Raw genomic sequence first — 22,655 nt, 5'->3', positions numbered from 1 at the left:
TTTACTTCCTTGATTGGTAATCCTTTAAGGCTTGCTCAAACCGAGCCAAGCCCGTTTCCAGCTCTTGCTGGCTAATGTTCAGTGCTGGGGTAAAACGAATCACGTTTGGCCCTGCGATTAAGGTCATCACACCGTGCTCGGCACACAAGGTGCTGATGGCTTTGGATTGACCTGCGTATTCTTCGGTCAATTGGCAACCGATCAAAAGCCCTGCGCTGCGGATTTCCGCAAACATCCCAAGGCGACGATTGATGTTTTCCAATACTTCGATAAAGGTTGCCTGTTTTGCGCGTACATTGGCAAGAAATTCTTTTGAATCAATGATATTTAACGACGCATTAGCAACCGCACACGCCAGCGGGTTACCGCCGTAAGTAGTGCCATGAGAACCAACAGACAGAGCGCTAGCAAATTTGTCTGTTGTTAAAATACCGCCAATCGGGAAACCGCCGCCAAGGGCTTTTGCCGTTGATAGCACATCTGGAGTGACACCGTAACTCTGATAAGCGTACAGATATCCTGTTCGACCGACACCGGTTTGCACTTCATCAAAAATCAGCACCGCATTATGCTTATCGCACAGCGCGCGCAAGCCACGCAAAAACTCCGCAGTGGCAGGAACCACGCCGCCCTCGCCTTGAATTGGCTCAACAATCACCGCGCAGGTGTTGTCTGAAATCGCCGCTTCCACCGCCGCCAAATCGTTAAATGGCAAATGCGTAATGGCGCCTGGTAATGGGGCAAAATCTTTTGAGTAGTTAGGCTGTCCGCCAGTCGAAACGGTAAACAGGGTACGACCATGAAAGGCATTATTAAACGCGATGATCTCAGTTTTCTCTGCCGAGAAATGCTGACGTGCGTAACGGCGCGCTAACTTCAGTGCCGCTTCGTTCGCTTCTGCTCCAGAGTTACAGAAAAACACTTTGTCGGCAAAAGTCGATTCAACGAGGTGTTTGGCTAAATTAAGCACTGGTTCATTGGTGTAACCGTTACCGGTATGCCATAGCTTGTCTGATTGCTCAATCAGCGCTTCGCGCAAAGCGGGGTTAGCATGACCTAAGGCGTTCACCGCAATACCGCCGACAAAGTCGATGTATTCTTTGCCATTTTGGTCATACAAAGTGGAACCTTGTGCCTTCACCGGAATAAACGGAGCCGGTGAATACATAGGGATCATATATTGGTCAAAATCGTTCCTTGAGGGAATGGACTGCTTCATCTTCGTGCCTCTGATTTATCGATGTTCCCTATACGCTACCTTGTAAACCACTCAGAGCATTTCAAAAATACGACACCAATTTATAGATTCGGACGCTTTTTCTCTATTTTAGGCTAACTATGATTTTCTACGTAGAATCATTATGTATTCAAATATAACTAGGTATTCAAATCGGTGCCTTGCCTATGAGCGAATACATTCTCGCTGAAACCGCATCTTGAGGTTACTTGGGTATATTAAGCTTGCGACTGCGCTCTTCACGAGGCGTGATTTGATAAAAGGCTTTATAGGATGAGGAAAAATGCGGCCCACTGGAAAACCCGCAACTCAAACCAATTTGCACAATTGACATGTTGGTAGTGAGCAGCAGTTTTTTAGCTTTGGTAAGACGCAAACCAAGGTAATGTTTGGCGGGCATGGTATTGAGATATTGCTTAAACAGCCGCTCGAGTTGGCGCCGCGAGATGTGCACCAAATCGGCGATATCGTCGGTTGAAAGCGGCTCTTCAAGGTTTTGCTCCATCAATTCCAGTGCCATGGTTAAGCGTGGCTGAGTAGCGCCGCCAACCAAATGTCCGGGTAGACGCTGCTTTTCATCCTCACTGCGTATCCGATCAAGACAGAGATGATCGCTTAGCTCGCGCAGATGCTCAGGGGATTGATAACGCCCAATCAGATGCAATACTGCATCAAGGGAGGCCAGTTTACCCGCACAGCTGATGAGTGTTGGCGACTGCTGAAACAGCTGATTTGCCACCGGCTGATTGGGAAACTGCAGCTTAAAATGGTCGCTCTCATGCCAATGCACCGCGAGCGGAACTTTGGAGCTAATACCCATCGCTGCCAGCCAATAGACGCCACAATCCACCGCTAACACTTTGGTGCCCATGTACTTGATTTGATGTTTAAGAAAGGTCAGTTCCGGAGTGAGGGGCGCAGATTCCATAGGCACATCGGCAACGAGCACCACCCAATCCCAAGGCTGCGCTTCCAATGCAGACAGTTCATCCCCACAGTGTTGAACCACATGCTCAAGATGAAACATGGGCGTGGTCGCCAAACGGTTCGATAGCGCAAACGGCTCAAGCACCATTCCCAGTGCAAAGTGAGAACACCCTGCAGCAGAATAGACTAACACATTGATTGTTTTTGCTTTATCCATCAAACCGTACTTCTATCCGTGAGTACAACAGTGCCCTACTTCATCGTTGTAACAAGGCACAAATCGACGCTAAGCATGACGAACTCTGTCGATTTAATCAATCTTTAACCAAGTATTGATTAGCATAAGAGGTATTTCGTAACACTCTTTTCATAGCTTGTTGGATCCAAATACAGTATACAAAGAAGAAATTTTTCAATCAGTTAGGCTAAAAGGATGACCAAGATAAACACCAATATTTTTTGGATGGGGATAGTGAGCTTTTTTACCGACATGGCGAGTTCCCTCGTTATGCCTCTGCTACCCTTTTTTATCGTGATCATTTTGGATCAAGGGGTAGACAAACTCGGGGTGGTCCTAGCGGTAACCACCATTGCCTCGTATCTACTGCGTTTTGTTGGTGGTATCGCCAGCGATAAACTCGATAGTAACAAACGCTTTTTGATTCTCGGTTATGGTTTATCCGCTCTGGCAAAGCCATTTCTTTCGGTTGCCGATGGCTGGGGCACAGTTGCAGCGGTACAAGCATCAGAACGATTGGGAAAAGCGGTGCGTGCGGCTCCAAAAGATAAGCTCATTTCGATGTCTGCTGAAAAACAAACCATGGGCGCCAGTTTAGGTATTCATAAAACCATCGAGAAATGTGGTGAAGTACTCGGCTTGATCATGGTATTTGGCATCATCGCCTATTGGGGGATGTCTGAAGATGTGTTTCGCGCCGTCTTTCTTGCCAGCGTTATCCCAGGCATTCTCTCCTTATTGGTGCTGATCCTGTTTGTCAAAGAGATGCGCGGCGGCAAAAGTAAAAAGAAAACACGATTAGCACTTAACGTTGAGCCAAATATCCGCTGGGTGATCGCCGGATTTATTATGATCACTTTTTTTAGCTTTAACGAATCGTTTTATCTGTTACTTGGCAACGATTTTGGCTTCGATATTAAAACCATACTGCTACTTTTGATTGGAGTAAAAGGGTTGCAAATGCTGATCAGTAACAAAGTAGGCCGCTTTATCGATCGCCAATCGATCCGCATTCAAATGACGGTGGGATACCTGCTTGGCGCGATGCTGATGTTGCTTCTGTGCACATCCAGTTTAACCGCTTACGTCATTTCATTTTTGCTGTTTGGCCTACAAGAGGTGATCATGCTAATTGGCATTCGCTCTTACATTGGCAAATTCGCTGCCGATAAAGGCGCTGCGTTTGGCTTTCTCTATTTAGCGATCGCGATATTTTCCGCGCTCAGTGCTTATGTCACCGGCGCTATCTGGCAATATCAAAGTGCCCAAACCGCAATTATGGTCAACACCATTGGCGTGGTGTTATCGGGGCTATTACTACTGAGTTTTCAGCGTAAACGTGACCAATTTAAAGAACACTAAACTACATAAAAGGCTTCTTTACGAAGCCTTTTATGATCAAATTGCACGCCATGTCAGGGCAAATACTACTCGTGATGGCAGACCGCTTCTATATTGTAACCATCTGGGTCTTTGACAAATGCCGCATAATAATTCGGGTGATAATTTTCTCGATAGCCCGGAGCTCCATTGGATGTTGCACCATTCTTCAATGCCATAGTATAAAACGCATCTACTTGGGCATGGGTTTTAGCTCTAAATGCGATGTGATTGCGCGGATAAGACGGCTCTTTTTCTGTTATCCAAAAATCACCGCCAGGATCATCCTCAACTTTATCAACAAGGCCAAATCCAATCGCTTTACCGAAATCTAAACAAATTTTATATCCAAGCGTATCGAGAACAGTCGAGTAAAAGTGCTTACTATGCGAAATATCTGATACATAAATACCGGTGTGGTCTATCATGGTGAGTCCTCATTTTATATCTCTTTAACCAATTCAACTCCAATTTTTACCACTCTACTCAATTATAATTAGTTAACCGGGACACACACTGTTTAAACAGGATGTTTAAACAGGACACTCGCTTTTTAACCGGGACACACACCTTTATTCTGTTCACATTTTGGTTTCAACCATACAAAACTTCGCCAACGATTCTTTGAAGTGCCTCGAGTAATTACTGGTTTATTCTTTTACTCACTTCAGTTAATCGTCACGCTAAGGCTTTCTATTTTCTCGGAATCGTAATTTATGACTACCGCTCGCTCACAGCTTATTTGCCCTGACATTACGCCTTATTATCACTGCGTGTCTCGCTGTGTGCGTCGCTCATATTTATGTGGCGTTGATAAGCTGACCGGTAAATCTTATGAACATCGCCGAGATTGGATTGAGCAACGCATTCTTAGCCTAGCCAATGTTTATCTCATTCAAATCTGCTCTTATTCTGTGATGAGCAATCATTATCATTTGGTCGTTCGTGTTGATAAAGAGAGCGCTCTGGCTTTATCTGACTTGGAAGTGGTTGAACGCTGGCACGCAGAACATCAACTGCCATTAATTATTCAACGTTGGTTAGCGGGAGAGATTAAATCAGACACAGAAAAAGAAGCGTGTAATCAATTCATTAACGAATGGCGAAAGCGACTTTATTCCCTCAGCTGGTTTATGCGAGAACTTAATTACGGCATTGCAGTTCAAGCCAATAAAGAAGACCAATGTACTGGTCGTTTTTGGGAGGGACGATTTAAATCACAAGCGCTACTCGATGAAAAAGCCTTGCTGGCAGCGATGGCATATGTCGATTTAAACCCAATTCGAGCCAAAATGGCCGATACCCCAGAAAAGTCGGACTTTACCTCAATTAAAGCGAGACTAACGAGTTTAGAAAAAGTAGAAACCACCACACCATCACTCGCCAATTTTATGGGTTACGAACATCAAGATAAGACTCGAGGGATCCCCTTTAGACTCAGCGATTACCTTGAACTAGTAGATTGGCTTGGTCGACAAATAAGGCCAGATAAGCCCGGCTATATCAACAACGCTCAACCGAGTATACTCACTCGGCTCTCGTTAGACCAATCAGACTGTTTAGCGCTTTGCACAGAACTAGAGAAAAAGCCCCGAGTTTGGGTCGGAACCTCAGCACGTCTGCACCAGGCCAAAACGACCCTAAACAAGAAACGAATGGTCGCGCTGCATATTGCGTAATTCAAGAGTCAATATCATTTCAGTCACAACACTCCACTCCAAATAATAAATATCCAAAGCGTTGCAATTTATATGCATGCTCTTCATTTTTGTTCTTTTACCCAGTCTTTTATAAATAAATAGGACACGAAACCTTTTCAATCTTTATTGAATCAGAATGAAAGGTGCGTGTCCTCGTTACGTTACTATTCGTTTATTGTTGCATTAAAAGACAGGGGCGTCGTAGTCGTACCCTTCGTCGGTATATGCAGTGACTTTTGCATCAGCAACTAGGCCATCTTCGCTCGCCACTTGGGTATCAAAGAAGTGTTGGATCTGCTTACGACGACCGTGCGCAGACCATGCATCTGCACTGGCCCAAATCTCATTAAATACAATCGGAAAATCATTGCGCGTTGCGCTTGGATGATCGATCTGACGAGTAACTCGATATTGAATGCAGCCTTCTTCACGCAAAGCATCTGGTTCAAGAGCTTTAAGCACTTCAAACAGTTCTGCTTCTTTGCCTTCTTTTGGCTTAAATTGAGCGAATACGTAAACTCGAGCGGTCATGAATAATAATCCTCTTTGTTTCATGGAGTTTTACATCATATAAAAGCCGCTAGATAATTGATAGATAAAATTAAATGCCTGCAATTTATGAGAAATTTATAAGGAAAATTTATAAGGGACACACACCCTAACACTTTTCATTTCTTATTCAGTCACTGCTAAAGAACAAGAGCAAAGCCCCTACCCATCTTTAGCTGATCGAAAATTTTTAAAGTGTGTGTCCTCGTTGCTACTATCCTCGTTACTACTCGCTAACGCTTACTTAGCTGGCGAAGTAAATGGATGAAAACGCAATTGCTTACCCACAAAACTTATCCAAAGCAGCGGTCATCGCTTCAGAGAACCCCATTCCACCATGACCTGCCTCTTCAAGAATCCACAACTCACTGTTTGACCAAGCACGGTGTAAATTCAAAGCCACATCTAACGGCCCTGAAATATCCCATCTCCCATGAATTAAAATAGCGGGTATATCTTCTAAATAATGCATCCCCGCCATCAACTCACCATCAGTCAAAAAACAACCTCGACTCCAGTAGTGTGTTACTAGTCGAGAAAAAATAAGACTAAACTGAGGATCACGGTAACGCGGTGACGGCTCCCAACCAGGCATTAGTGAAACATGAGTGTCCTCCCAGCGGCACCATTCGAGTGCAGCCCGTTGACTAACTTCAAGGTCAGAATCGGCTAAAAGTCGTGCGTATGCCGCACATAAATCGCCTTCTCTTTCTGTCTCAGGCACCAATGAGCAAAAACGCTCCCATTCACGGGGAAAAATCCTCCCCATATCTCGAGTAATCCAATCAATTTCACGACGAGTTCCAGTTGTTATCGACCCTAAGACCATCGCAATGACCCGATTGGGATAACGTTGTGCATAGACAAGACCTAGCGTCACTCCCCAAGAGCCACCAACCACAACCCATTTGTCAATGTTGAGATACTCTCGCAATGCTTCAATATCAGCAATAAGGTGATCCGTTGTATTCGAGCTCAGGTTAGCGTTAAATTCAGAGACAAGCGGAAGGCTACGCCCACATCCTCGCTGATCAAAGAGTACAGCGCGATATGCACTAGGATCGAAATATCGTCTAGAGCCTGGACCACAGCCACCTCCAGGCCCACCATGAAGGTAAATAGCAGGAATACCTTCACAGTTACCCACTTCTTCCCAATAGATTCGGTGACCGTCACTTACTTCTAACATCCCCGAATTAAACGGTTCAACCGGTGGGTAACGTTTTGTCATTTGTCTTGTTGTCCTTCTCAGGGTGTGTTGTTAAACGATTTTTCTCTGCATTACATGTTGAGGACCAACCGGACCACCAAGGTACAACTCCCCAGTATCCTCGAAACCACATTTGCAGTAGCAGTTATACGCTGCTTTATTGCGGCAATTTACCGTTAATTGAAGAGCTTGAAAATCGGGATAGTTGTTGTCGACATAAGAAGGCAACAAGTTAATTGCTTTGGTCGCTACACCTTGGCCTTGAAAACGGTGGTCGACTAAAAGCGCTCGAATCCCCAAAACTTTTAAATTGCTAAAACCATAAGTTTCTGTATAAAACAAATCGAGAAGGAAAAAACCAGCGACTTCACTGTTATTGATAATTAAATGGGGATGTTCATGTTCCTTTAGCGAGGATAGAACGTCATTAATATTACCCGCTGTAAATTCACTCTGTTCAGGCTTAACACTGAGTAAATTCGCTTCATATTTTCTTTTAACACTGTATTTTTCTATTGAGACCATTTTCCCTCTCGCTCTTTGGTAGCGCCTTTCTTAAACAACAACGGACCACGAAAATAAATAGGACACGACACCTTTTCAATCTTTATTACATCAGAATAAAAGGTGGGTGTCCTTTTTAGTTTTTAAACTCGTTGTTTTCCTCTTATAGCCAATTGCTTTACATTAAGTAGACCTGATTCTCTATTGCTGTAGAATATTTCTCTATTATACTTTCACTTAACTTGGAATCGTTTCTTATATGTCTACATTCAATTCCGACGAATCGCTACGGGGTATCACCACTTTTGTGGTTGCAGCGAATTCAGCAAGCTTTACCGAAGCCAGTGAAAAGCTAGGGATTACTAAATCAGCTGTGGGTAAAAGCATCGCACGATTAGAAGAACGTTTAGGAACAAAACTTTTTCATCGTTCTACACGTAAACTGAGCCTTACTAGTGATGGCGAAGCCTATTTAACCAGCTGTACAACAGCATTAGAGATATTAGATTCGGCAGAAAACTCGTTAAGTCGGCGTAAAAACAATCCTTCAGGAGTCATTCGCATCGACATGCCCGCGTTTTTTGGTCGTCATTTGATGATGCCTATTCTTACCGATTTTGCACATCATTATCCCGATATTTTATTCGAACTCTCTTTTCATGATCGACTCGTAGACCCTATCGAAGAGGGATTAGACCTAGTTTTACGTTTTAGCCAATTGAAAAGCACTAATGAGTTAAAGTCTCGTTGTCTTAGTGAACAGTCTCTCTATCTATGTGCTTCACCCACTTATTTACGACGTTATGGTACACCACAGAACCTTGCGGATTTACACCATCATATCTGTTTAATGGGTTACCGCTGTAGAGCTCCATTAGCGTGGCAACTGAAAGATGAGTATGAGAAGCCTATTAGCTATCTCCCTGAAAAGTTTCATCAAATTGGGGATGGTGACGCCTTACTCAATGCCTGTTTAGGTGGAATGGGAATCGTCCAGTTGCCAGAGAGCATGGTTAAAGACCATATAGAAAACCAAACCTTAGTACCTTTACTTCCTGAGCTCATGCCATCCCCCATTCCTTTGCATATTCTTTGGCCTTGCAGTAAAGAGCTCGTACCCAAAGTTCGCTTACTGGTCGATGAACTCTTGCGGCGTGCCAAACAGGGCTTATTTAGCCACTAGGTAGACATTTTTTCTACAATGAGTGAACCTACAGCGTGTTTATCCACCAGCGGAATACCGTTACACTCCTCACAACATAATAAATGATTAAACACTGAGGAGAGATTTATGCCATTAGCTCTGTGGGCGCTTGCCGTTGGCGCCTTTGGTATTGGTACTACGGAGTTTGTAATTGCAGGCTTGTTACCAGCGATTGCTAACGAATTTCACATTACGATTCCTGTGGCGGGTTACTTAGCCACTGCCTACGCGCTAGGGGTTTTCTTTGGCACGCCTGCCTTGATTATTTTGGGTGCAAAGATTTCGCGCAAAACCATGCTGATTGCGGTAATGATGCTGTTTGTCGCTGGTAACCTTATCACCGCTTGCGCGCCAAATTTTGAGTTTGCATTGCTTGGTCGAATTGTTACCTCCCTTGCTCACGGTGTGTTCTTTGGCATTGGGTCAGTGATCGCAGCGGAATTGGTCGCTCCCAATAAACGCGTACAAGCCATTGCGTTTATGTTTATGGGCTTAACCATTGCCAATTTGGTGGGTGTACCCGCTGGTACTTGGATTGGTGAACATATTACTTGGCGTTTGACGTTCGCTCTTGTCGCCATTGTTGGTGTCGTAACTGCCGCGAGTGTATGGCGTTTGGTTCCTCATCAGCCTTGTCCTAAAGAGCAACGATTTTCGCAAGAGTTCAAAGCCTTTGGCAATATCAATGTGATACTGGCAATGGGGATTACCATTTTAGGCCCTGGTGCCTTTTTCACCTCAATTACCTATATTGCACCTATGATGACACAAATAGCTGGTTTTAGTAGTTCAAGTGTCACTTGGTTGATGCTGGTGTTTGGGTTGGGCTTATTTGTCGGTAATCATCTCGGCGGTAAATTTGCTGATAAAGCCTTAATGCCAATGCTGTACATCACTCTTGGCGCACAAGCTGTGGTTCTATTTATCTTCAATTACACAGTTCAAAGCCAATTGATGTCAGTTATCTGCATCTTCTTGATGGCAGCATTTGGGTTTGCAACGGTTTCACCGATTCAAAAGTTGGTAATGGATAAAGCCAAATCCGCAGGCGCTTCCACTCTGGCTTCTGCCGTTAATATTGGTTTTTTCAACCTAGGTAACGCCGTGGGAGCTTGGTTTGGTGGGGTTGTGATTGCTGCAGGGTTTGGACTGCAATCGCCTAATTGGGCGGGCGGGTTGCTCTCCGCAGGCGCTCTCGTTCTCGCGATTATTTCCGGTATAACGGATAAATCTGCTAACGCCGAGCCCGTATCGGTGAATAGCTAAACTGTGCTAATCCTGTTTCATTATTGCCTAATCCTGCAGGGTAATATCTTGAGGTATCACTCTTTGTTAAAGTGATGGCGTTTGATGTGAGATGAGATGGAATCAATAATGAACAACAGAAGCGCCAGTGATGTAGAAAATACCAACGCCATCAGAGATGTGATTCTCTCTATAACACCAGATGACGCCTGCATAGAAACGGTCGTACCGGGCTTGCGGTTTATACGGAGTGACAATCCAACAGAACCCGTCAGTTACATTTTAGCGCCCAATATCTGTATGTTGGGTCAAGGTTGTAAACGAGCATTCATTGGCGATGAAACCTTTCTTTATGACCAATACAAAATGCTCGTATCGGCGGTACACCTTCCAGTGGTGTCGCAAATCATAGATGTCGAACCATCAGCGCCTTACGCGGGATTAACCCTAGAGTTGGATCTCAATTTATTAACCGAACTCATCGCTCATGAATCGTTACCTAAACAAAAGCTTTGGCCCGCACCTAAGCCAATGGCCGTTACTGGTATCTCTGCAGCGGTATTGGATGCCATGGCTCGTCTTGTCCGACTGACACAAACCCCTGAGCACGTGGATATTTTGGCTCCACTGATAAAGAAAGAACTGTATTTTTATCTTTTGATTGGTGAACAAGGCCCTTATTTGCGCCAAGTTGTGACGGAAGGTAGCCACTCTCACCGTGTCGCAAAAATCGTGAATCGAATTAAAGATAACTTTGCTCAGGCTTTCACCATCGATGAGTTGATCAAAGACACTGGCATGAGCATGTCGACGTTTCATCAGCATTTTAAAGCGCTGACATCGATGACACCCGTTCAATTTCAGAAGAACCTGCGCTTAAATGAGGCACGTAAGCTCATGATTACCGACCACTTCGATGCGCAAAACGCAGCGTTTCATGTGGGCTATGAAAGTCCCAGTCAATTCAGCCGCGAGTATTCACGCCAATTTGGTTTATCGCCAATGAAAGACATCAAACGAATTCGAAATTCAGCCCTTTAACTTCGCCATGAATGAGGATCCCCCAAAGATTCGCTTTGGGGATCCTAAATCACACTAATCACATCGTGTAACAAGAGGACTTCGAAAATCTAAGCCGATTAAACAATCGCTTTGATAAGTTTGGCAGGAACGCCACCGACAACCGTATTTGCCTCAACATCGTGAGTCACCACTGCGCCAGCCGCTATCACTGCCCCATCACCAATTGACACACCCGGCAATACCGTCGCATTTGCTCCAATCCATACCTGTTTGCCAATCACAATGGGCGCAGGAATCATCGCGCCGCGGTTATCGGGATTTAAGTCATGATTTAAGGTCGCGAGCACAACATTGTGACCAATCAAGCTTCCATCGCCGATGGTAATGCCACCATGGTCCTGAAAACGACAACCGGAGTTGATAAATACGTTTTTACCTAGCGTGATATTTTTACCAAACTCAGTATAAAACGGCGGGAAAAGACCAAATGATTCATCAATCGGTTTGCCAGTTAGCTTGGCGAAAATATCACGAACCTCTGAAGGGCTATGATAAGCATTGTTTAATTCCACCGTCAGTTTTAGGCTCTCTTGTGCAATAGTTAACATACATTGATGCGCTTCACTTCTGGCGTTTAATAGCTCACCGGAATTCAACAGGTCTAATAATTGTGGCAAGGTCATATAAGCATCTCTTTTATATTTTTTGCTGTGAGGTTATCAATGGATAAAACAAATAGTGCCCGAACCAAATCGGGCACCAGATAGCCACCAGGAATTACAGGTTCTTTTTATAGAACGATGTGAGTTTATCGAATTGAATTAGGTTAACGCGATCATATAGGTCGACGTGTCCAGCCCCAGGGACGATATACAGTTCCTTCGGTTCAGCCGCCTTTTTATAAGCGTCTTCACTAAATTCACGAGAATGCGCTACCGATCCGGTGATAAAGAGCATTGGTCGTGGAGAGATGGTATCGATATCGTTAAAAGGGTAAAAATTCATAAACTTCACTATGCTACTTAATAGCGGCTTAGTCGTCAGTTCAGGTTTCTCGCCTTTCGGTGTGTAGGCACCACGTGGCGTGCGATAAAAATCAAAAAACTCGCGTTGAATAGCGTTAGTGTTGTCATCTAACTTGTTCACTGTGCCTGGAATATACACTTTATCGCCACCGTTAAACTCCACAAAACGTTGTTCAATTGCCGACTGAATAATCGCTTTGCGCTGCTCTAATGTGGTAGAACCGTGTAATCCACTACGTGCCGCCGCCCCCATGTTGTACATGCTGACGGTCGCTATTGCTTTCATTCTTGGGTCAATTTTAGCTGCACTAATCACAAAGCTACCGCTGCCACAAATCCCCAAAACACCGATTCTGTCTTTATTTACCAAGGGTTGATTACTCAGAAAATCAACTGCGGCACTGAAATCGTCGGAGTATATTTCTGGTGAAACAAGGTGACCCGGATTACCTTCACTTTCCCCCCAATAAGAGAGATCAATGGCGAGTGTGATAAAACCTTGTTCAGCTAATTTGGTGGCATATAAGTTTGAGCTTTGCTCTTTAACCGCGCCCATAGGGTGACCAACAACAATCGCAGGATAACGCTCGTTTGAGTTAACCGACTTAGGAATAAAGAGGTTACCCACTACTTTCATTTGATACTGATTTTTAAAGGTAACTTTCTGTACAGTCACTTGATCGCTGGTATAAAAATTATCAGCGCCATTGGACATATCTTGAGCCCACGTTGCCAATGGTAAGCTCGTTATTGCTAATAAAAATACGTATATTAGCTTTTTCATTGACTATCCCCTTTTTTGATTCTTAGGTATTAATGATGAATGCTTGTAATAAGTTCATATCTCATTTTGCCCGTAAGAACGGTTAGGTTAGTAGCCTATAACATAGTGATTATTGCCTAATCCTGTTAGGGGGTACGGATACCATTATCTACAGCACATTCACAAACTGACTCCCTTTGCAATAGCGTCTGCATTGCATGATCAATTACGCCAATATTGGTTAAAGCACCTCATTTTCTTATATAAGAATTTGCTTAAAATAAATTATTATTCTATTTATCAGTTATTTAATTGTAATAAATTAATACAAACATTTATCTTTCATACGGTTTTATTGTAAATTGTCCGCCAGATAAAAATGAATCGCATTCTCTTCAAGCTCGCATTCAATAATATAAATAGCTAAATAACGAAAGGCTTAAATAATGAAGTTGCCCTATCTTTTGCTTATCACGTCTATCGGTTCTGGCGTGATTGGCTATGGTGTTTCACAAACTTTATCATCACCAGAACAAACCACTACGGCTACAGCTAACAGCGATGAACAACCAAACGATGACGACTATCTAAGTAGCGATACGTTCGCAACTACCGAGGAAAGCCCACAGCAAGATGTTGTTTTTACTAGTGATTTAGCGGGGAGCAACATTGTCGAACGTGAGCTAAACCGCTATGGTTATAGCCTATCTAATTTAGATAAAATTCAGTGGAATGATTTTATTGGACAAAAGTCGCTTGATTATTGGGCAAAGGATCTGCGTGCACAATTGACCTTATTAAACTTGGCGATCTCAGAGAATAATACCAAGCTTATCGAACGCTTACTGAGTCGCAAAATGACCATCGATGCCGCACCTACACATGACGATTTTCCGTTAATGGTTGCAGCTGAAAATGCTAACCTAGTCAATTTCCGATTGATTGTTGACCATATTCAAAATCTCAACAGCCCCAATTACCAAAGCATTGTTAAATTAATACAGCGAAGCAACGATTTGAGTCTTGGCAAGTCAAAAATCGATTATCTATTTAACAGCGGCTATCTTTTTGATGATATGTATTTCCATATTCTGCCACAGTTAGCTTTTACCGATAATTTGGAAGATTCGATTTTGGCCAATACTTTAGTTACGATCGACCCCAATAGCAAGCTCAGAGAAAATGGCCCGATTTTACTTGCCGAAATGATCCAAAATGGCGCCAATGATGAAATGGTACGTGCACTTCTTCCTGACCTAGACATCTCGACACTTGATACTAGAGCTAGAAAAAGCTTATTGATTTCATGCCTAAGTTCCAAGCGAATTCAAGATCCAGCGACGATTACGGCACTAATAGATAAAGGCTTGGATGTTAATGTCGAAGATGGACGCATGCCGAGTATACTTGGTATTAGTGTTGTATTACTAAATAGAGTGGATAATGATGATGAATTTGAAATACAAAAGGAAAAACTTACTGCCTTAGTTAACAGTGGTGCAAAGTTAACAGATCGCGAAAAGAAAAAATCGCACTTAGCAAATTTATTTAATTCACTCAAAATATCGGAAGAACAAAAACAACAAATAAGTTCAGCGTTAGGACTTTAAGGTTTTATTAAACGAGCTAGTTGTCAATTCTATATAATCTACTTACATCGCTTAGATAACGATGTAAGTAGTTTTCTCAGTACCGTTTTACAATCTAAAAATAATCGGGAATTGTATCAGGCATAGATTGTTGCTCTTTCGCTAGATAGAGGCATTGTGAACCACCAATACGGCGGTAACCGAGCTTCTGGTAAAACTGAGGATCAATATCACTATGTAGATAGATCGCTTTTGTTTCTGGTCGTTCTAACAACATCTTGCCAATGGCTTTGGTAAGTGCAGCACCATACCCTTGGCGGCGGTGCAAATGAGAAGTGGCGAGTGACCCTAGCCCATAAAAGCCCGTGCCTAAACCAAAATGTCCGCAACCATAAATAATAGCAGCTGCGACAATTTGCTCTTCTAGGGTTAATACATACCATGTGCCACGTTGATATTTTTGACTGCTACGACACAGAGATAAATAGTCAGGGAAAGAGAATCCCTCCCCCCAAACATCAAAACCGAGTGCGTAAATTACATCAAATTCGCTTACGTTTGCTTGTCTGATAATCATATATTCCTCATAGAGGTTATTGGTTAGCGTTCACCGTTTCACCTCTTCTTTTTCGCTTTTTACTCGAGAAAAACCAAATAACTACACCATAGATAAAACCACTAAATATACTTGAAACATATGTTTGCAAGAGATTCCCTGAGGAGAAATTCGTGCCTTGATCAAAGTACTTAAACAAGGAATTCCCAACAAATGAAATAGTTCCAAAAACCAAAATTCCTTCATAAAATACACAGCGAATAAAATCTTTATTAAATGTTTTTTTCCATCGTTCTTGATTCATTTAACACCTTGGTTAAATTAAATATCGTATGGTGACAAATTACCCGAGCTGAGTTTCTCTATCAATAACAATTTACAAAAACTTCGCTTTTTCGATTATTGATGACTATGTTTTTAAATACCACCAATTAGATGAATTGGTGCGTTAATATTCTAATTTACTAATACATAGTTAGTGAGGAAAATATTGGTACTGTCTTAGGCTATCCAACGGAATATGCAGTGCTTTATCTTGTTCAAAATGCGCCAAAAGATGTTCCACAGTAACTTTCACTCTGGGCGCAATGAGCGAGCGATGAGGATATTGAATCACCATTTCGTAATTGCCTGGATCATGTATACCCAACAAAACAACCTTCAGTTTTCCCGCCTGTAAAAATGGGTAGGCATGATGCACACCGACTTGAGCAATACCAAGGTGAGACGCTGCAGCGTAAGCCAACGACTCCGGCTCTGAGAGAGTTAAAGCGGCAGGATGCGGGTCAAATAGTGCTAAGCTGCCATCCGCATTTTTATAATGCCACGGTGGAACCTTACCAGCGAGAAATCGTCTAGCCAGCAATTTATGCTCCCTTAATTGTTCCATAGTTTGCGGAACACCGTGCTGAGCAAGATAGTCGGGCGAAGCAACCAATACGGTATTAAGACGACACACTGGACGAGTGATCAAAGAAGAATCCATGATTCGTCCACCACGAATCGCAATATCGTAACCATCGTTAACCAAATCAATAAGGCGATCATCAAAATCCGCTTCAACGGTTAATTGAGGGTAACGCGCCATTAAACTGGGCAATGCGGGCAACAGCTGCTCTCGACCAAAGGAAGCGGAGGTTGAAATCCGCACATGACCACTCGTGTCCACTTTTTTAGCGACTATGCTATCAACCGCATTTTCAAGAGCATTCAACGCTATTTGCGCCTGAGTGAGAAAGGCAATGCCCTCTTCAGTTAGGCCCACTTTTCGAGTGGTACGATTCATCAGTCGCACACCTAAAACGGTTTCTAACCCTGAGATATTTTTGCTCACCGCTGCGGGGCTAATCCCTAGCTTACGAGCCGCTTGTGAAAAGCTCCCCGTATTGGCAGATTCGACAAACGACATGATTGCCCTAACATGTTGTGAAATATCCACATCTACTCCTACTCACTCAGACCTCTCTCGCTTTGAAACAAATAATTATTAACTCAAAGTTATAAATAATTCAACTATACCTACCATTAACGTTATAAATATATCCAAGCATAATGACAACTAACGTTGATAAGGCGCTAAGCAATGGCGAAACCAATCTAGCACCGATTCAACACTCCGTAAGTTCATTTAATCTGAGGCCGCTATGGAACATCAACAACCCGCATATTTTATTTTCGATACCCAAATAACCGATATCGAACGGCTACAGCCTTACCTTAGCCAAGTAAAAGAGACCTATGAAGCCTTCGGCGGAAAAATGCTGGTACAAGGCGGTGCTCTTGAGGTTTTTGAAGGTCAAGCGCCCCAAGGCAATATCGTGATCCTTCAATTTGACAGCATGCAAGCGGCTCAAGGTTGGTATGCTTCCGATGCGTACCAAGCCATCGTGCGCTACCGCCATGCTGGCTCTCAAGCCAATGGCTGGTTAGTTCAAGGCCTAACGGCTATCTCTGCTTAATTCTCTTCGCTTTATTCGTTCACCTTAGGAATCCATTTATGAAAACATTAGTGATTGTTTCACATCCCTATTTTAGTCAATCGACCGCGATAAAATCGCTACAAAATGCTGCGCTTTCTAGCGAAAATGTAACGGTGCGAAATCTTGAGTCTTTGTACGGAGACGATATTGGCAGCATCGATGTGGCCGCTGAACAAAACGCATGTATCGGCATGGATCGTATCGTGTTTATGTTCCCGATTCATTGGTTTAACCTTACCCCGATGCTTAAAGCTTACCTCAATCAAGTTTGGACTTATGGTTGGGCGTTTGGCCCAGAGGGAAAGGCGTTAGTCGGCAAAGAAATGCTGGTAGTGACCACTGCTGGGGCAACTGAGCACACGTATTCACCAGCAGGATTAGTGCAAAGCACAATGGAAGAGGTACTAACGCCGATGAAAGCGAGTGCGCTTTATGTAGGAATGAGTTACGCCAAGCCACTCTATTTCTATGAAGCAATGGGAGCGACGCCAGAAACGCTTGCCAACTTTAAGGCGCATTTGGCGGCAAGACTTAACGAATAAACCATGCCTCCAAGCCCCTTAGATTTTCATCTATAGCCGCTAAGGGGCGATGGCATCATGTTCAGCTAAGGGAATAAATACCCACCTTGAAGGGAAATATTCGTTCACCTATTTAGGTAACCTTTTCAACACCTAATACAGTTTAACCTACAATTACTTGCTTGAATTAATAGCAGATTAAGCGCTACTCTTAGCCCACCTTGTTGTAATTGTATCTTTATCGAGACATGACCAAAAAACACACCACCGCGGCCAAAATTATCAATCTTCTAAATCAAGAGCGTACTCCGGTAGGGGCACATTTATCTGCTCAATATTTTGCTGATAAACTCTGCTTATCTCGCAGCCCGATCAATCGCGCTTTTGAAACGTTAGCGGATAAAGGTATTTTGGAAAAGCAACCGATGCGCGGCTATTTTTTGGCTCACGTCATTGATAAACCGACTGATGATATGCTCGATGAAATGGGCTTAGTTGAGCAAGACATCGTAAAATCAGTTTATTTTCAGATGGCTGAAGATCGCTTAAACGGTGATTTAGAAGATGTGTTTTCAGAGAAACAGATTAAACAGCGCTATAACTTAACCAGTGTACAATTACAGAGTGTTCTAAAACGAATTGCTGAAGAAGGTTGGATCATTAAAAAGCCCGGTTACGGCTGGACTTTCACCTCAATGCTCACCACACCAGAAAGCTTAATCCAGACTTACCGCGTCCGCATGGCGCTTGAACCAGCAGCTCTGCTAGAGCCAAGTTATCATCTCGCACAAGAGACCATAGATCAATGCCGCAAGACGGAATTAGAAATGCTGGAAGCGGATGTTGAAACATTTACGGCCGACCAGTTACACGAACGTGGCGTTAAATTTCACCAAGCGATTGTGGAAGCCTCAGGCAACCCATTTTTCTCCGATACTTTATTGCGAATCAATAACGTGCGTCGTCTACTTTCCTATCGCACGATGAAGGACCGCACCCGTTACCTAGAGCAGGTACATCAACATTTGCATCTTCTTGATTTACTTGAAGCTGGTAAAAATGTGGAAGCCTCTGACTACCTTCGCCAACATATTGAAAGCACCATAAGCAATATCACCAAAATTGATCAATTACTTAAATAAACGCTAATGCTTACGTAAAGAATCTAACTAACTGTGTATATAGAAAATTAACGGGGATAGACCTTTTTAAACCACTCTTGAACAATTTCAGACTGGTCGTTAAATTCACAGCCCAGTTCTTGTGCATAATCGCGAAAGAAATCAATATGGGCTTCTCGCCACCATGAATAAGAGCGATCGCCCTCTCCCTCTGCCCTTGCAAATTCGCTGTCTACATCCCCAAAGGCGCATACCGACACTTTCGTCGTTTCAACAATGCACACAGGATTTTGTTCCCAATCGAGCACAACCATGAGTTGCCCTACTTTAGGCAGCGGTTCGTTTTTCGCTTCGTAGCCCTTTTTAAAGCTGCAGGTCGCGGTTTTGATGCCATTATTAACCAAACGAGCACATTCATTCGCATTTTCTTCATCGGCACAAAAATACTCTGCAATAACATTCGGTATATTCTCCCGAGCGCTTATGGTTAAAGTGGCAAGATACTGGTTGAGAAACTCTCTATGCTCTGGATTCATTAGTGCATTCTTATAAGCTACTGATTTAATGAATCTAACATGTATACCCAAGTAACCTCAAGATACTGTTTTCCGTTATGCGCTAGCTCTGATAGCCTGGCGGATGCGGATAAGCAGATCCTCTTTGCGATGAATGGTAAATAAGAATCTCATGGATCAGATTCTGAGCATCAACATCAGAAAAAATCGATTTTTACCAAGAAACTGGTCTATTCGCATAAATATTGTTCATTTTAGGCACATTAAAGGTTGAAGCGTGCGAATTGACAGGTAATATGTTTCGTTGATTTTGTAAAATTCTCTACAACCTGATGTTTCGGTTGTTTTTTGCTCAGCCAGAGCAAGGCGGCATTAGGTTGAATTTTTACTTCTATGGAGACATAAACCAACATGACTTACGCGCCTGTAAAAGACGTTCTTGGCGGCAAGCTCGCAGTTGACAGTGAAGTCACTGTACGCGGCTGGGTTCGCACACGTCGTGATTCCAAAGCTGGAATCTCTTTCCTTGCCATTTATGACGGCTCTTGTTTCAACCCGATCCAGGCCGTGGTCCCTAATAATCTAAATAATTACGACGAAGAAGTTCTAAAGCTAACAACGGGTTGTTCTGTTGAAGTAACAGGTACTGTTGTTGAGTCTCCAGCTTCTGGTCAAGATTTTGAACTTGCAGCAACTAACGTAAAAGTGGTTGGTTGGGTTGAAGATGCCGACACTTACCCAATGGCAAAAACTCGCCACTCTATCGAATACCTTCGTGAAGTAGCACACCTTCGCCCACGTACTAACGTAATTGGCGCTGTGGCACGTGTTCGTAACTGTCTATCACAAGCGATTCACCGTTTCTACCACGAACAAGGTTTTAACTGGGTTTCTGCACCACTTATCACTGCAGCTGATGCTGAAGGCGCAGGTGAAATGTTCCGCGTTTCAACGCTAGACATGGAAAACCTACCTCGCACAGAAGAAGGCAAAGTAGACTTCAACGAAGATTTCTTTGGTAAAGAAACGTTCCTAACGGTATCTGGTCAGTTGAACGCAGAAGCTTACGCTTGTGCTCTTTCTAAAGTGTACACTTTCGGCCCGACTTTCCGTGCTGAAAACTCAAACACTAGCCGTCACCTTGCAGAATTCTGGATGGTTGAACCAGAAGTAGCATTTGCTGAACTTGATGACGTAGCAAAACTGGCTGAAGACATGTTGAAATACGTGTTCAAAGCAGTACTTGAAGAACGTCGTGATGACCTTGAGTTCTTTGCTCAACGTATCGACAAAGAAGCGATCACTCGTCTAGAGAAATTCGTGACGTCTGACTTTGCTCAAGTAGATTACACCGACGCAATCGACATCCTGATCAAATCAGGTCAAGAGTTCGAATTCCCAGTTGAATGGGGTATCGACCTTGCTTCTGAACACGAACGTTTCTTGGCAGAAAAACACTTCCAAGCGCCAGTTATCGTGAAGAACTACCCTAAAGACATTAAAGCGTTCTACATGCGTATGAACGACGATGGCAAAACCGTTGCTGCAATGGACGTTCTTGCTCCGGGTATCGGTGAAATCATTGGTGGCTCTCAACGTGAAGAGCGCCTAGATGTATTGGACGCGCGTATGATTGAAATGGGTATCGAACCTGAAAGCATGGGCTGGTACCGCGACCTACGTCGTTACGGTACTGTGCCACACGCAGGTTTCGGTCTTGGTTTCGAACGTCTAGTATCATACGTAACAGGTATGGGTAACGTTCGTGACGTGATTCCATTCCCACGTACTCCACGTAGCGCAAACTACTAAAGATTTTTGCAAACAGTTACTGTTTGCATCTATCCATAATATTGCCAAGGGCTATCATTCGATAGCCCTTTTTTACGTACTACTCTTAAGAACAATACGCTATAAGTGCGTTGTAAATGCAGATTTTTTGCATAATAAAAAGACACTGTTCAAAATGTATAAGAACAATGTGAAATTATTTTGAATTTTTATGTTATCCCCTGTTGTCACCGCATCTGCGTGAAGGTATAAATAGGTAATTGACCCCTTTCCTCATAACCACACATGGATGACCATTATGTTTGAAAAAATTGTCGCGGCTCCAGCAGACCCTATTCTCGGTTTGACTGAAGAGTTTAAAAAAGACCCTCGTGCAGAAAAAATCAACCTTGGCGCAGGCATCTACAAGAACGAGGCAGGAGAGACTCCCGTTCTCGCGACAGTGAAAAAAGCAGAAGCAGCCCTGTTAGATAATGAGAAAACAAAATCGTATCTCAGTATCGAAGGGATGGCGGATTATGGTCTTGCTGTGCAAAAGCTATTATTTGGTGCAGATTCGACCATCGTTACTGAACAACGAGCAAAAACCGCACAAGCACCAGGTGGTACTGGGGCGCTGCGTATTGCGGGTGAATTCATTAAACGCCAACTTGGCGACGTAAAAATTTGGATTAGCAACCCAACATGGGCCAACCACCATTCTGTGTTTAAAAATGCTGGCTTGGAAATTGCCCAATACACTTATTACAACCCAGAAACCAAAGCAAAAGACTTTCCGGCTATGCTAGCGGATCTTGCAGAAGCAAAACCGGGCGACGTAGTGCTACTGCACGGCTGCTGCCATAACCCGACCGGCATTGATCCAACTATAGAAGAGTGGGAAACCTTAGCAAAATTGGTATCAACTAAAGGTTTACTGCCTTTATTTGACTTTGCTTACCAAGGCTTTGCCAAAGGGGTTGAAGAGGATGCGGCAGGACTACGCCTATTTACCCAATACAACCCTGAAATTTTGGTGGCTAGTTCGTTCTCTAAAAACTTCGGTTTGTACAATGAACGAGTAGGCGCATTTACGTTGGTTGCTAAAAATTCAGATACAGCCACACAAGCGTTCTCGCAAGCGAAGGCGATTATCCGTTCTATCTACTCTAACCCACCAGCGCATGGTGCGGCAGTCGTTACTCATATCCTCAATAACGACGCATTGCGTGCCGAGTGGGAAGTCGAAGTTGCGGAAATGCGTGAACGTATTCACGAAATGCGCAGCCTATTTGTGAACACCTTAAAAGAACAAGGCGTTAGTGCCGACTTTAGCTTTATCGAACGTCAAAACGGCATGTTCTCTTTCTCTGGTTTGAATAAAGAACAAGTGCAACGTTTGAAAGTGGATTTTGGTATCTACATCGTAGGATCTGGTCGCATCAGTGTTGCTGGTATGACAAAAGCAAACATGTTGCCACTTTGCAAAGGCGTCGCTGCGGTTCTTTAGTTTCTTCACCCTGCCTTAATTTATTCCCAAAAGCTGGCATTGCCAGCTTTTTGCTTATTTTCCAATCACAAACACCCCCTGTTTCTGCG

The 22,655-nt window shown here is 43.4% G+C and carries 23 protein-coding genes; 11 read left to right on the top strand and 12 right to left on the bottom strand.

The features are described 5' to 3' along the window. Nucleotide 1 precedes the first annotated feature (1 nt). Nucleotides 2-1,219, bottom strand: coding sequence for a bifunctional succinylornithine transaminase/acetylornithine transaminase (locus JCM16456_RS06900; protein ID WP_068713516.1), 1,218 nt, complete (start codon nt 1,217-1,219; stop codon nt 2-4). Between the two features lie 223 nt (nt 1,220-1,442). Continuing rightward, entirely contained in the window at nt 1,443-2,381 is a 939-nt protein-coding gene (locus JCM16456_RS06895; protein ID WP_068713515.1) for a GlxA family transcriptional regulator, read from the bottom strand. 216 nt (nt 2,382-2,597) lie between these two features. Here JCM16456_RS06895 and JCM16456_RS06890 point away from each other — a divergent pair, with 216 nt between their 5' ends. Beyond that, nucleotides 2,598-3,764: an MFS transporter gene (locus JCM16456_RS06890; protein WP_082712237.1), complete on the top strand. Its 1,167-nt coding sequence runs from the start codon at nt 2,598-2,600 to the stop codon at nt 3,762-3,764. A gap of 65 nt (nt 3,765-3,829) precedes the next feature. Here the strand turns inward: JCM16456_RS06890 and JCM16456_RS06885 are convergent, their stop codons facing one another. Next, a complete protein-coding gene (locus tag JCM16456_RS06885; protein WP_068713513.1) occupies nt 3,830-4,210 on the bottom strand; it encodes a VOC family protein in 381 nt (126 codons plus the stop codon). Between the two features lie 288 nt (nt 4,211-4,498). On the opposite strand from JCM16456_RS06885, the gene JCM16456_RS06880 reads away from it, so the two are divergent. Further along, entirely contained in the window at nt 4,499-5,461 is a 963-nt protein-coding gene (locus JCM16456_RS06880) for a transposase (RefSeq protein ID WP_068713512.1), read from the top strand. 204 nt (nt 5,462-5,665) lie between these two features. On the opposite strand, the gene JCM16456_RS06875 is transcribed toward JCM16456_RS06880, so the two are convergent. From JCM16456_RS06875 to JCM16456_RS06865, 3 genes are all read right to left on the bottom strand, one after another. Further along, nucleotides 5,666-6,013, bottom strand: coding sequence for a putative quinol monooxygenase (locus tag JCM16456_RS06875; RefSeq protein WP_068713511.1), 348 nt, complete (start codon nt 6,011-6,013; stop codon nt 5,666-5,668). 298 nt (nt 6,014-6,311) lie between these two features. Continuing rightward, nucleotides 6,312-7,262, bottom strand: coding sequence for a prolyl aminopeptidase (gene pip, locus JCM16456_RS06870; RefSeq protein ID WP_068713510.1), 951 nt, complete (start codon nt 7,260-7,262; stop codon nt 6,312-6,314). Between the two features lie 30 nt (nt 7,263-7,292). Beyond that, complete coding sequence (locus tag JCM16456_RS06865; protein ID WP_068713509.1) at nt 7,293-7,766, bottom strand: GNAT family N-acetyltransferase; 474 nt, start codon at nt 7,764-7,766, stop codon at nt 7,293-7,295. A 238-nt stretch (nt 7,767-8,004) separates the two neighbouring features. Here JCM16456_RS06865 and JCM16456_RS06860 point away from each other — a divergent pair, with 238 nt between their 5' ends. The 3 genes from JCM16456_RS06860 to JCM16456_RS06850 all read left to right on the top strand — a co-directional run bounded on the left by JCM16456_RS06860 (nt 8,005) and on the right by JCM16456_RS06850 (nt 11,235). Then, a complete protein-coding gene (locus tag JCM16456_RS06860) occupies nt 8,005-8,928 on the top strand; it encodes a LysR family transcriptional regulator (RefSeq protein WP_068713508.1) in 924 nt (307 codons plus the stop codon). A 108-nt stretch (nt 8,929-9,036) separates the two neighbouring features. Beyond that, complete coding sequence (locus tag JCM16456_RS06855) at nt 9,037-10,215, top strand: MFS transporter (protein ID WP_068713507.1); 1,179 nt, start codon at nt 9,037-9,039, stop codon at nt 10,213-10,215. Between the two features lie 108 nt (nt 10,216-10,323). Then, nucleotides 10,324-11,235 carry an AraC family transcriptional regulator gene (locus JCM16456_RS06850; RefSeq protein ID WP_068713506.1) on the top strand — a complete coding sequence of 304 codons (912 nt, stop codon included), beginning with the start codon at nt 10,324-10,326 and terminating at the stop codon, nt 11,233-11,235. A gap of 98 nt (nt 11,236-11,333) precedes the next feature. Here JCM16456_RS06850 and JCM16456_RS24320 read toward each other — a convergent pair whose 3' ends face one another. Together JCM16456_RS24320 and JCM16456_RS06840 are read right to left on the bottom strand one after the other, a co-directional pair. After that, nucleotides 11,334-11,900 carry a DapH/DapD/GlmU-related protein gene (locus JCM16456_RS24320; protein ID WP_068713505.1) on the bottom strand — a complete coding sequence of 189 codons (567 nt, stop codon included), beginning with the start codon at nt 11,898-11,900 and terminating at the stop codon, nt 11,334-11,336. 94 nt (nt 11,901-11,994) lie between these two features. Continuing rightward, nucleotides 11,995-13,026, bottom strand: a complete 1,032-nt coding sequence (locus JCM16456_RS06840; protein ID WP_068713504.1) for an alpha/beta hydrolase — start codon at nt 13,024-13,026, stop codon at nt 11,995-11,997. 425 nt (nt 13,027-13,451) lie between these two features. Between JCM16456_RS06840 and JCM16456_RS06835 the strand changes: the two genes are divergently transcribed. Continuing rightward, nucleotides 13,452-14,615 carry an ankyrin repeat domain-containing protein gene (locus JCM16456_RS06835; protein ID WP_068713503.1) on the top strand — a complete coding sequence of 388 codons (1,164 nt, stop codon included), beginning with the start codon at nt 13,452-13,454 and terminating at the stop codon, nt 14,613-14,615. Between the two features lie 94 nt (nt 14,616-14,709). On the opposite strand, the gene JCM16456_RS06830 is transcribed toward JCM16456_RS06835, so the two are convergent. From JCM16456_RS06830 to JCM16456_RS06820, 3 genes are all read right to left on the bottom strand, one after another. Then, nucleotides 14,710-15,171: a GNAT family N-acetyltransferase gene (locus JCM16456_RS06830; protein ID WP_068713502.1), complete on the bottom strand. Its 462-nt coding sequence runs from the start codon at nt 15,169-15,171 to the stop codon at nt 14,710-14,712. Between the two features lie 16 nt (nt 15,172-15,187). After that, nucleotides 15,188-15,454 (bottom strand): hypothetical protein, encoded by a 267-nt coding sequence (locus tag JCM16456_RS06825; RefSeq protein WP_068713501.1) that lies wholly within the window; start codon nt 15,452-15,454, stop codon nt 15,188-15,190. Nucleotides 15,455-15,625: 171 nt separating this feature from the next. Beyond that, nucleotides 15,626-16,588 carry a LysR family transcriptional regulator gene (locus JCM16456_RS06820; protein WP_068713500.1) on the bottom strand — a complete coding sequence of 321 codons (963 nt, stop codon included), beginning with the start codon at nt 16,586-16,588 and terminating at the stop codon, nt 15,626-15,628. A 205-nt stretch (nt 16,589-16,793) separates the two neighbouring features. On the opposite strand from JCM16456_RS06820, the gene JCM16456_RS06815 reads away from it, so the two are divergent. The 3 genes from JCM16456_RS06815 (at nt 16,794) to JCM16456_RS06805 (ending at nt 18,792) form a co-directional block, all read left to right on the top strand. Continuing rightward, the gene (locus JCM16456_RS06815; RefSeq protein WP_068713499.1) at nt 16,794-17,108 is read left to right on the top strand and encodes a DUF1330 domain-containing protein; all 315 of its coding nucleotides are present in this window, start codon (nt 16,794-16,796) and stop codon (nt 17,106-17,108) included. A 38-nt stretch (nt 17,109-17,146) separates the two neighbouring features. Next, entirely contained in the window at nt 17,147-17,671 is a 525-nt protein-coding gene (locus JCM16456_RS06810) for an NAD(P)H-dependent oxidoreductase (RefSeq protein WP_068713498.1), read from the top strand. 227 nt (nt 17,672-17,898) lie between these two features. Continuing rightward, entirely contained in the window at nt 17,899-18,792 is an 894-nt protein-coding gene (locus tag JCM16456_RS06805; RefSeq protein WP_068713497.1) for a GntR family transcriptional regulator, read from the top strand. A gap of 47 nt (nt 18,793-18,839) precedes the next feature. On the opposite strand, the gene JCM16456_RS06800 is transcribed toward JCM16456_RS06805, so the two are convergent. Beyond that, a complete protein-coding gene (locus JCM16456_RS06800) occupies nt 18,840-19,307 on the bottom strand; it encodes an ASCH domain-containing protein (RefSeq protein WP_068713496.1) in 468 nt (155 codons plus the stop codon). A 390-nt stretch (nt 19,308-19,697) separates the two neighbouring features. Between JCM16456_RS06800 and asnS the strand changes: the two genes are divergently transcribed. Together asnS and JCM16456_RS06790 are read left to right on the top strand one after the other, a co-directional pair. Further along, complete coding sequence (gene asnS, locus JCM16456_RS06795) at nt 19,698-21,098, top strand: asparagine--tRNA ligase (RefSeq protein WP_068713495.1); 1,401 nt, start codon at nt 19,698-19,700, stop codon at nt 21,096-21,098. 277 nt (nt 21,099-21,375) lie between these two features. After that, a complete protein-coding gene (locus JCM16456_RS06790; protein ID WP_169795766.1) occupies nt 21,376-22,566 on the top strand; it encodes an amino acid aminotransferase in 1,191 nt (396 codons plus the stop codon). Nucleotides 22,567-22,655 lie beyond the last annotated feature (89 nt).

The sequence above is a fragment of the Vibrio tritonius genome, from assembly GCF_001547935.1.
Lineage (GTDB): Bacteria > Pseudomonadota > Gammaproteobacteria > Enterobacterales > Vibrionaceae > Vibrio > Vibrio tritonius.
This window is presented reverse-complemented; position numbering and strand designations above follow the sequence as displayed.

Excerpts from the sequence above, each read along its gene's own strand:
- JCM16456_RS06900 (WP_068713516.1), bottom strand. The coding sequence starts at position 1,219 with ATGAAGCAGTCCATTCCCTCAAGGAACGATTTTGACCAATATATGATC.
- JCM16456_RS06895 (WP_068713515.1), bottom strand. The coding sequence starts at position 2,381 with ATGGATAAAGCAAAAACAATCAATGTGTTAGTCTATTCTGCTGCAGGG.
- JCM16456_RS06890 (WP_082712237.1), top strand. The coding sequence starts at position 2,598 with ATGACCAAGATAAACACCAATATTTTTTGGATGGGGATAGTGAGCTTT.
- JCM16456_RS06885 (WP_068713513.1), bottom strand. The coding sequence starts at position 4,210 with ATGATAGACCACACCGGTATTTATGTATCAGATATTTCGCATAGTAAG.
- JCM16456_RS06880 (WP_068713512.1), top strand. The coding sequence starts at position 4,499 with ATGACTACCGCTCGCTCACAGCTTATTTGCCCTGACATTACGCCTTAT.
- JCM16456_RS06875 (WP_068713511.1), bottom strand. The coding sequence starts at position 6,013 with ATGACCGCTCGAGTTTACGTATTCGCTCAATTTAAGCCAAAAGAAGGC.
- pip (WP_068713510.1), bottom strand. The coding sequence starts at position 7,262 with ATGACAAAACGTTACCCACCGGTTGAACCGTTTAATTCGGGGATGTTA.
- JCM16456_RS06865 (WP_068713509.1), bottom strand. The coding sequence starts at position 7,766 with ATGGTCTCAATAGAAAAATACAGTGTTAAAAGAAAATATGAAGCGAAT.
- JCM16456_RS06860 (WP_068713508.1), top strand. The coding sequence starts at position 8,005 with ATGTCTACATTCAATTCCGACGAATCGCTACGGGGTATCACCACTTTT.
- JCM16456_RS06855 (WP_068713507.1), top strand. The coding sequence starts at position 9,037 with ATGCCATTAGCTCTGTGGGCGCTTGCCGTTGGCGCCTTTGGTATTGGT.
- JCM16456_RS06850 (WP_068713506.1), top strand. The coding sequence starts at position 10,324 with ATGAACAACAGAAGCGCCAGTGATGTAGAAAATACCAACGCCATCAGA.
- JCM16456_RS24320 (WP_068713505.1), bottom strand. The coding sequence starts at position 11,900 with ATGACCTTGCCACAATTATTAGACCTGTTGAATTCCGGTGAGCTATTA.
- JCM16456_RS06840 (WP_068713504.1), bottom strand. The coding sequence starts at position 13,026 with ATGAAAAAGCTAATATACGTATTTTTATTAGCAATAACGAGCTTACCA.
- JCM16456_RS06835 (WP_068713503.1), top strand. The coding sequence starts at position 13,452 with ATGAAGTTGCCCTATCTTTTGCTTATCACGTCTATCGGTTCTGGCGTG.
- JCM16456_RS06830 (WP_068713502.1), bottom strand. The coding sequence starts at position 15,171 with ATGATTATCAGACAAGCAAACGTAAGCGAATTTGATGTAATTTACGCA.
- JCM16456_RS06825 (WP_068713501.1), bottom strand. The coding sequence starts at position 15,454 with ATGAATCAAGAACGATGGAAAAAAACATTTAATAAAGATTTTATTCGC.
- JCM16456_RS06815 (WP_068713499.1), top strand. The coding sequence starts at position 16,794 with ATGGAACATCAACAACCCGCATATTTTATTTTCGATACCCAAATAACC.
- JCM16456_RS06810 (WP_068713498.1), top strand. The coding sequence starts at position 17,147 with ATGAAAACATTAGTGATTGTTTCACATCCCTATTTTAGTCAATCGACC.
- JCM16456_RS06805 (WP_068713497.1), top strand. The coding sequence starts at position 17,899 with ATGACCAAAAAACACACCACCGCGGCCAAAATTATCAATCTTCTAAAT.
- JCM16456_RS06800 (WP_068713496.1), bottom strand. The coding sequence starts at position 19,307 with ATGAATCCAGAGCATAGAGAGTTTCTCAACCAGTATCTTGCCACTTTA.
- asnS (WP_068713495.1), top strand. The coding sequence starts at position 19,698 with ATGACTTACGCGCCTGTAAAAGACGTTCTTGGCGGCAAGCTCGCAGTT.
- JCM16456_RS06790 (WP_169795766.1), top strand. The coding sequence starts at position 21,376 with ATGTTTGAAAAAATTGTCGCGGCTCCAGCAGACCCTATTCTCGGTTTG.